We start from the raw sequence: 7,406 nt of genomic DNA on the forward strand, positions 1-7,406 counted from the left end.
ATGCCAAATCCACGCCTCCATGAACTCCTGCCATGGCACTGGAAAACCCTTCACCACAGCAATAATACCATCAAAGCCTGATTACGCCCGCGGCTCTCTCCGGATGCTTACCTTTGGGGGGAACAGAAAGTCGTTTATCGAAAAGGTGCGACCGAAAGCAGCCATTCGAGTGTTTACGCTTGTAACAGGTGTCGACCAGTTCCTGTAATTGGCTATCCAGAATTGAACGACAGACCCGATCAAAACCCGCCGCTAACACGTTTCTCTCGTTGACGGTTTTAAAACGGTAAACCTGTGGGCTGTCCAATAAAGCCCTGACTATGGAGCACTTCGTGAAAGTGCATCCTTGTAACCCTTAATCGCGCGGGCAAAGCTCTACTTTAGATGAAAAGCTGGTCGTACCGGAATGCACATCCGGTGAGGACTTCGGTCGGTTGATAGTCTCCGCTCCAACCTCGGGTTCGACCACGCTCGGAGATCAGATGCAGGTTCTTTCTGGCCCGCGACGATACCACGTATATAAGCTTCTTTGCTGTCTCGACCGGATCTGGATCGCTGAAATGTGGGACCATGCCTTCCAGCAATCCATAGGCGATCACCGCATCATACTCAGCGCCCTTGACCCCGTGGATCGTCGATACGGTGATACCTGTGCGGCCCGCGAAGACCTTCCTAAACATTGCCAGTTCCGCGATAGCCTCGGAGCCCTCCTTAACGAGCCGATCGATGCGCTTCTGCGAGCTTTCGAAAAAGGCGTCGTAATGCTCCTTGAGCAAGGCACAAGCACGGCGGTCTATGCCGAGAACGGCGCATAACTGGTCGAAGAACGCCCGGAGGAAGACCAGGCCATCGGTCTCAGGGATGGTGATGGCATTGCAGTTGCGCAACAGCGCCTTGCGGTCCAAGCCCGGAATCTCGATGCCTGCTTCGCTGAGACCGGCAATCACTTCGCCAGCCCACCGCATCCGACGCACATAGAGTTGGGGGGATGCCTCTGTCAGGATGATTCGGGCAAGCTTGTACCAGAAATTATCGACGTCGCACGCGAAAGGCACCATGCCTGGCCCGTCGAACGAATAGGCCGGAAGAGCTGCCACTAGTCGGCGCGTCATGCTCGCGAGATGGACCCACCAAGGTGCGACGATGCAGACCTCGTGCGGAGCGATACCGAGCGTTTCAACATTGAATTTGATGAGCCTTACAAGTTCATCTTCCAGCGCATCGCGGCGGGTCTTCTGGTCAAACGACACGACACTCGCATAATTCTTGTCCTTGCCGACCGCCTCGATCTTCACGGGCAACACGTTATAGTTGCAGAAATAGCTTACGATGCGGGATGACGACCGGTAATTGTCTGATAGGTTCATTTCCTTGAACGCTATCCCACACTGCCGCCCGAAATCCGCCGCCGTGATCGCGTAGCCGCCAAGCGAACCGTAGATTGCCTGATTTGGGTCTCCAACGACGAAGGCGGACGCTTGGCCTTTCGACGCCTTCAGGATCGACGCGAGGATCGCATATTGGATCTCCCGCGTGTCCTGAAATTCATCGACGAGCACGCATTCGAAGATCGACCCGAGCAGCACGCTGACTGAGGGGTTCTTATCGATAAGCTGGTATGCATAGAAAAGGATCAGTTCGAAATCGACTTGTCGATGGACGCGAAGCGTCCGCCAATAGGCCCTCAAGACTCCCTTGATCGCCTCATGCTTATCCGACTTGATGCTGGTCAGGACATAGCCGCTCGGCTTGAAATAATAACCACAGTCGAAGCTGGTGAGCTTGATGCCCTGTACCGCGCTGCACAGATCCTCAAGTATACGTTCAGTGTCATGGGTGTTGATTACGCGAAACCCATGCTTGAGCGCCGGATGATATATCCCATAGGGTTTGAGTATCCACTCTAGACAGAAGGAATGGATAGTGCCGATCCACAACTGGCCCGTGTCAACGCCGAGTTGCTCAATGCGCTCGTGGATTTCATCCGCAGCCCGGTGCGTGTAAGTAATCGCGACCACGCGCTTCTTGTCCGATTTGAGCTGCGATAGCAGGCGGGCGATCTTGTAGGTGAGTGTCCTCGTTTTCCCGCTTCCCGGGCATGCGACGAGAAAAACGCTGCCGGGATGCTCGATGGCCGCAACTTGGGCGTTGTTCAGATCCTTTCTGTCCCAGACGAACATTTCAGAAGCTCGCCAGAATCGCGTTGATACCGTCGGCCGGGAATGCCTGGAGCATCTCGGCCCGGATTTCGGCAAAGTCGATCTCGTCGCGACGGTAGCGACCGATATGTGCACGCATCGCTGCTATGTCCGTCGGCGCGTGAAGATGAGACGCAGCGAGCACCGAGAGCCGGTAGTCTAGCACACTCGCCCATGTCTGGCTCGAAACCGGGGTATGCACTTCAAAAATCGCGTCGAGGATATAATCCGGGATAACGGTCTCTGGCGTGATCATACGCCCGAGGATGAGTGCGAACCAACCCTTGCCGGCGTTACGTGCCATCGTCAGCACGCGCGTGCCGAAGAGAGCGATATCGCCGGATTCCAACTCCGCCTTCGACGTCGCTATGGTGCCTGCGTCTTTGTAGACATCGCCCAGAACCGAAACGATTGTGCTCGCGTTGCCGGTGGAGACGAAATCGACCTCAAAGGTGTGATCAGCAAAATGCGCCGTCAGCCAGCGATTGCCGTTGCACATCTGCTTGAGCGCCGCCTCGCGCCGAAGTCCTGCGCGCTGTGACGCCAACGCCTTCTTCTTCGTGGCGATCTCGTCCTTATTGTCGAGAACATGTAAGCTCCCGGCGACTGACGCCTTGCTGAATACTTCTGGTCTGGTTCAGCTATGAAGCATGAGCGATTTAAGAGATAGGGACGCGGTACTACCTGCGAGTGTCGCAGGTAGTACCGCAGAGAGGCTCCAAAGGAGCGGTAGAGAGACATGCGAGCGGGACAGGCTGGCGGGCGCCTCGCGGATCGAGATCGTTTCAGATCGCCGCCGCTGGCACGCCCCTGAATTTCGCGCGCGAGTGGTCATCGCGTCCTACGAGAACCGGCGCCCCATAAGGGAGGTGGCTGCACAGTATGGGATCCATCCAAGTCTGGTGTTTCGCTGGCGGCGAGAGGCTCGGGCCAAAGGCGGGACATCGTTCATACCTGTCATGGTGGCCCCGGTCTCCGAGCCGCAGCCATTGGAGCGTCGGAGAGAACAGGGAACGCTGTCCGGCCAAGCCGTCAGCCTGGTCTTTCCGGACGGCGTGCGGCTGGAGTTCGACACAGGGCTGTCCGCTGATCGTCTGCGTGAGATTGTGGGCGCACTGCGGTCATGATCCCGCTTCCTTCCACGCTGAGGATATGGCTGGCGGCCGGCGTGACCGATATGCGCCTGGGGATGCCCGGGCTGGCGTTGAAGGTCCAGGAAGCACTGGGTCGTGACCCTTTCGCGGGTGACGTCTATGCCTTCAGGGGCCGACGCGGCGACCTGGTGAAACTGATCTGGCACGATGGGATCGGCCTTTCCTTATATGCGAAGCGGATCGAACGCGGGCGTTTCCTGTGGCCTTCGGCAAAGGACGGAGCGATCCATCTCTCCCCGTCACAATTGACTTGTCTGCTGGAGGGTGTGGATTGGCGCAATCCGCAGAAAACATGGAGACCTGAACTGGCGGGATAATAAAAACCGCGCCAGGTCAGCATATACTGGTACCCTTTTGAGCGCCCATGTGATCAACTGCCTTCATGACGGGAGACACGGACGACATCATCGCCTTGCGCGCAGCACTTGCCGCTGCCGAGGCGCGTGCCCAGGTCGCCGAACTCCGGGCGTCTACTGCCGAAATCCGGGCCACTGATGCAGAAGCACGCGCGGCCAGCGCCGAAGCGCAGATTGCCCATCTCAAACATCTTATCGCGCGGATGCGCCAGGACCGTTTCGGCGCCTCGTCGGAACGGGGGCGCCGCCTGCTGGCCCAGCTCGAACTCGAACTGGAAGAGCTGGAGACGACACTCGCCGAGGACGCGCCCGAAAATGCGGCGGATCCCGCCGTCCGTGCGACAGCACCCAGGAGCAACCGGGGGCGCCAGCCCCTGCGTGCCGATCTGCCGCGCGAGCGGGTCGTCATCCCCGCACCGACACAGTGTCCGTGCTGTGGCAGCGATCGTCTGAGCAAACTGGGGGAGAGCGTCACCGAGACGCTGGAGGTGATGCCGCGCCAGTTCAAGGTCATCCAGACGGTGCGGGAGAAGTACACCTGCCGGGACTGCGAGAGCATCACCCAGCCACCCGCCCCCTTCCATCCGATCGCGCGCGGACGCGCCGGCCCATGGCTGCTGTCGACCATCCTGTGCGACAAGTTCCTGCAGCATCTGCCGCTGAACCGGCAGAGCGGGGCCTTTGCCCGCGAAGGGATCGATCTCGACACATCAACGCTGGCCGACTGGGTGGGAGCCTGCACCGCGACGCTGGCCCCCCTGACTACGCTGATCCGGGCGCATGTGCTGGCGGCACAACGCCTGCACGCGGACGACACCACCGTGCCTGTTCTGGCGAAAGGCCGGACAGTCACCGGACGATTGTGGAATTACGTGCGTGATGATGGTCCATTTGGTGGGCCAGCACCGCCAGCCGTCTGGTTCCGGTATTCCCGGGACCGCAAGGGCGAACATCCCACGGACCATCTCACCGGCTGGACCGGCATTGTGCAGTCAGACGCCTATGCGGGTTATAACACTCTGGCGAAACCGGGACGCCAACCCGCGCCGGTTGTCTCCGCCGGATGCTGGGCCCACGGACGCAGAGGGCTGTTCAAAATCGCCGAGAGGGACAAGGCGCCCCTCGCCATAGAGGCAGTAGGCAGGATCGACGCCATATTCCAAGCCGAGCGCACCATCAACGGTACGCCCCCAGAACATCGGCTGGCAGTCCGTCAAACAGACATAGCCCCTCTGGTCGACGATCTGTTCGACTGGATGCGGGAGTGTTGCCGGCGCATGTCGACAAAAAATCCCGTTGCCCACGCCATGAACTATTTTCTCAGACGTGCCGATACATTCACACGATTCCTCACTGACGGCCGGATCTGCCTCTCAAACAATGCAGCAGAACGCGCTCTGCGCGGCATCGCCCTGGGCAGGAAAGCCTGGTTGTTCGCCGGGTCCGATCGGGGCGGAGAACGTGCCGCCGCCATGTATTCCCTGATCGTCACCGCGCGTCTGAACGATGTCGATCCCCACGCATGGCTCGCCGATGTCCTGGCACGGATCAATGACATCCCCAATCCACGCCTCCATGAACTCCTGCCCTGGCACTGGAAAGCCCACCAGCAGGTCCACAATACCATCGCCGCCTGAATATGCCCGCGTCTCCCGCCGGATGCTTACGAGAACATCCTCAGCCGTGTCGATAAACGCGCGGTCAAGGTCCGTGATGATTGCGCAGCGCTTCCTGATGCGATCGTCATGGAAGAGTACTGCCACATTTTCGAAACCGGTGCTGCGGATGTTGATCAAGCTGATCCCCAGTTCGTCCAGACTGAGTCCGAAGACCTTCTTCACAAGGATCGGGATCAGGATCTCCTCGGCGTCGCCCTCGACCAGCATTACGCTCTTGGCGAAAAGCAGGTTACTGCGGACCGCATCAAGGTAGCGCTGGATGTTGCCGATCTGGCCGGAGTCGAGACCTGCAGACGGCTGAAAGACCTCGCATCGTCCACCCTGTCTGCCGAGGATGTTGATGTTTTCGACGTTACTCACCTCGGAAATGTGAGTTGAATGGGTCGAATAGATGACCTGCGTATCGTCATAGTTTAGCCGGTCGAATAGCGTCTTCTGGATATGAGTGTGGATGTGCGCTTCAGGCTCCTCGATCACAAGAAAGTTGGCGAAGGCCTCCTTCTGTTTCTGATATTTAAACTCGAGCAGCTTGAGCGTCAGATAGATAAGGTTAGCGCCGCCCAGGCTCAGTTCGTGGATCGCTCCCTCATATTGCTCCTCGCTCTCGCCGACGAACAGTTTGAGCGACTGGAACAGGCGATCGGCCTCGTCGGACAGGTCGGAACGGATCGAAAGCGATCGTGGTGAGTAGGTCCCACCTGCAGCATCGGTGATGGTATCACGGATATCGGTGCGAATGATGCCGACATCGGGCAGGCTCTCAATCGCGTCGTTGAGTCCTTTGACAAGTGCGCTGATCGGCTCGAAGCTCTGCGGATCAATCTCGCCACTCCGGCCTTTGAGCAAGGTAAGCAGTGGATTGGTACGGTTATTTTGGAAATCGGCGACCACATCACGCAGTGCCTGCACGAAGGTGAAACACACTTCGCGCGAGATCGAAAGCATGCCCGGGATGATGCCCCCAATAGCGGGGTTCGTTAGTTCCTGGGGGAAGTCTACCGCATCGAAGTCGCCGACCAACTGCCTATAGGTGTCGGGGTTGCAGAAATCCGCGATGCTCTTGCCGGTGAAGATCGTTTCATAGTCCGCGATAGTAATCTTCGAACGTGCCTCGGCGAGGCCGCTGACATCACCGACGGCAAGGTCGGCCATGATCCGCCGGACTGCTGCCTTTGGCCGAAATATAAGATTGTAGGTCGCCTTGCCGATCTCGCCGTCGGCGATGTTGCCGGTCCCATGCAGGAAGAGGGACTGGATCGCCTCGTCTTGGGACACCTCATCGAACTCGAGACTGATGATCACCCAGTGACCACGCCAGTCGCCAAGGCCCCGGTGGAAGTCCTTCTCGTCAAGCCGATATGCCGAGCGTAGCAACGTATCGTCAAGCAGAAGGCGCAGCGCCCGGAACAGGTTGGTTTTGCCCGACCCGTTTTCGCCGATGATCGTGTTGATGCCTTTGTGGAAGACGACATTCGCACGCTGGAAATTCCGATAATTGACCAATTGCAACCTTGAAATATGCACGAACGACTTACCCCCGTTTAAACCAGAGCCTGTTAATTCTGCCTGTCCGAGAAGCGGTTATAGGCATCCATCCGGTGCACGAGCAGGTCGACGTCGCGCAGATATATTTCTTTACGAAGGAAGCTGATCTCCGCTTCGCGGCGTGCATCGTCGACATCGATGTACCAAGCACGCGGATTTGGATTGCCATCACCATTCCAGCGGTATCCGCGCGCTTTCAGCACTTCCTTCAGATCGTAAGGTGAATTCTCTGCCCAGATCCGCCACGTAGACTGACGCGCCCGGTCGAGCAGGCTTGCCAGTGCAGTTCTGTTCGATACCGGTAGGACTGATGCGAGCAACTCGATTACGGCACGGCAATCATGCTCCGCCCGGTGTCGGTCATAAAAAAAGCCTGCGCCAGCAGCTAGGTAGTGCAGCTTTGTGCCCTCAAAACCTTCAGCTGCCCAATCGATTTCGGACATCGAACACGCCCATGGCTTGGTGGTGAATACG

7 protein-coding genes and 1 pseudogene are annotated in these 7,406 nt (G+C 58.2%); 4 read left to right on the top strand and 4 right to left on the bottom strand.

All coding sequences use genetic code 11. From position 1 onward, the window contains the following. Positions 1 to 208: hypothetical protein (locus tag GOB85_RS19095; protein ID WP_206752309.1), on the top strand; the 208-nt coding region annotated here is incomplete at its 5' end. 172 nt (positions 209 to 380) lie between these two features. Here the strand turns inward: GOB85_RS19095 and GOB85_RS18035 are convergent. Together GOB85_RS18035 and GOB85_RS18040 are read right to left on the bottom strand one after the other, a co-directional pair. Beyond that, positions 381 to 2,180: a UvrD-helicase domain-containing protein gene (locus GOB85_RS18035; protein ID WP_173578769.1), complete on the bottom strand. Its 1,800-nt coding sequence runs from the start codon at positions 2,178 to 2,180 to the stop codon at positions 381 to 383. 1 nt (position 2,181) lies between these two features. Then, positions 2,182 to 2,745 carry a hypothetical protein gene (locus GOB85_RS18040; RefSeq protein ID WP_242011620.1) on the bottom strand — a complete coding sequence of 188 codons (564 nt, stop codon included), beginning with the start codon at positions 2,743 to 2,745 and terminating at the stop codon, positions 2,182 to 2,184. A gap of 103 nt (positions 2,746 to 2,848) precedes the next feature. On the opposite strand from GOB85_RS18040, the gene tnpA reads away from it, so the two are divergent. From tnpA to tnpC, 3 genes are all read left to right on the top strand, one after another. Next, complete coding sequence (gene tnpA / locus GOB85_RS18045) at positions 2,849 to 3,325, top strand: IS66-like element accessory protein TnpA (protein ID WP_173578768.1); 477 nt, start codon at positions 2,849 to 2,851, stop codon at positions 3,323 to 3,325. Continuing rightward, entirely contained in the window at positions 3,322 to 3,669 is a 348-nt protein-coding gene (gene tnpB, locus GOB85_RS18050) for an IS66 family insertion sequence element accessory protein TnpB (RefSeq protein ID WP_173578767.1), read from the top strand. Before tnpA ends, tnpB begins: the two co-directional genes overlap by 4 nt. Positions 3,670 to 3,734: 65 nt before the next feature. Continuing rightward, entirely contained in the window at positions 3,735 to 5,345 is a 1,611-nt protein-coding gene (gene tnpC, locus GOB85_RS18055) for an IS66 family transposase (protein WP_173578766.1), read from the top strand. Positions 5,346 to 5,420: 75 nt separating this feature from the next. Here tnpC and GOB85_RS18060 read toward each other — a convergent pair. Beyond that, positions 5,421 to 6,911, bottom strand: a pseudogene (locus GOB85_RS18060) (ATP-dependent nuclease); the annotation flags it as partial. Between the two features lie 32 nt (positions 6,912 to 6,943). Beyond that, the coding region (locus GOB85_RS18065) for a 3'-5' exonuclease (protein WP_173578765.1) at positions 6,944 to 7,406 on the bottom strand (463 nt) is incomplete at its 5' end.

Origin of the sequence: Acetobacter fallax (genome assembly GCF_011516735.1) — a bacterium.
Taxonomy (GTDB): Bacteria; Pseudomonadota; Alphaproteobacteria; order Acetobacterales; family Acetobacteraceae; genus Acetobacter; species Acetobacter fallax.

Excerpts from the sequence above, each read along its gene's own strand:
- tnpA (WP_173578768.1), top strand. The coding sequence starts at position 2,849 with ATGAGCGATTTAAGAGATAGGGACGCGGTACTACCTGCGAGTGTCGCA.
- GOB85_RS18035 (WP_173578769.1), bottom strand. The coding sequence starts at position 2,180 with ATGTTCGTCTGGGACAGAAAGGATCTGAACAACGCCCAAGTTGCGGCC.
- tnpC (WP_173578766.1), top strand. The coding sequence starts at position 3,735 with ATGACGGGAGACACGGACGACATCATCGCCTTGCGCGCAGCACTTGCC.
- tnpB (WP_173578767.1), top strand. The coding sequence starts at position 3,322 with ATGATCCCGCTTCCTTCCACGCTGAGGATATGGCTGGCGGCCGGCGTG.